Consider the following 789-nt stretch of genomic DNA (forward strand, 5'->3'; position numbering starts at 1 on the left):
GGGCCGGAAGGTGCTCGTGGTGGACGATGTCCTCGCGACCGGTGGAACCCTGTCCGCGACCGTCGAACTGCTCGAGCGTGTCGGCGCGGAGGTCGTCGGTATCGCCGTCGTCACCGAGATCGAAGCTCTCGGTGGCCGGGCACGACTGCAGAAGTACCCACTGACGTCGCTCGTGCGGATCTGAGAGTTAGAGTTGCCACAGGTGCCGGTGAACCCGCCGGGCCCGTACGGTCCGGACATGCGCATCGGTGACGAACCGGGTTCGCAGCCGCGACGGGAGGTGGAGGGATGACCCAGAATCTCGATCGGTCCCAGAATTCCGGTCAGAATCCGACGCCCACCGCGGCGTCCACCTCTGCCTCGAGGCGGGTGCGCGCCCGCCTGGCCCGGCGCATCACCGGACAGCGCGGCACCAGCCTCAAGCCCGTCCTCGAGCCGCTGGTCACCATCCATCGGGAGCTGTACCCGAAGGCCGACCTCTCGCAGCTGCAGCGGGCCTACGACGTGGCCGAGGAACGGCACGCGACCCAGAAGCGCAAGTCCGGTGATCCCTACATCACCCATCCGCTGGCGGTCGCGACGATCCTGGCCGAACTCGGTATGGACACCACGACCCTCGTCGCGGCGCTGCTCCACGACACCGTCGAGGACACCGGCTACACGCTCGAGCAGCTCACCGCCGAGTTCGGCGAGGAGGTGGCGCATCTCGTCGACGGTGTCACCAAACTCGACAAGGTCGTGCTCGGTTCGGCCGCCGAGGGCGAGACCATCCGCAAGATGATCATCGCG

The 789-nt window shown here is 67.7% G+C and carries 2 protein-coding genes; both read left to right on the top strand.

Translation table 11 applies throughout. The features are described 5' to 3' along the window. On the top strand, positions 1–184 hold a 184-nt coding region (locus tag R1101_RS0124775; protein ID WP_016935803.1), incomplete at its 5' end, for a phosphoribosyltransferase family protein. A 104-nt stretch (positions 185–288) separates the two neighbouring features. Continuing rightward, the coding region (locus R1101_RS0124780) for an HD domain-containing protein (RefSeq protein ID WP_026003665.1) at positions 289–789 on the top strand (501 nt) is incomplete at its 3' end.

Origin of the sequence: Rhodococcus sp. R1101 (assembly GCF_000278445.1) — a bacterium.
Classification (GTDB): domain Bacteria; phylum Actinomycetota; class Actinomycetes; order Mycobacteriales; family Mycobacteriaceae; genus Rhodococcus; species Rhodococcus gordoniae.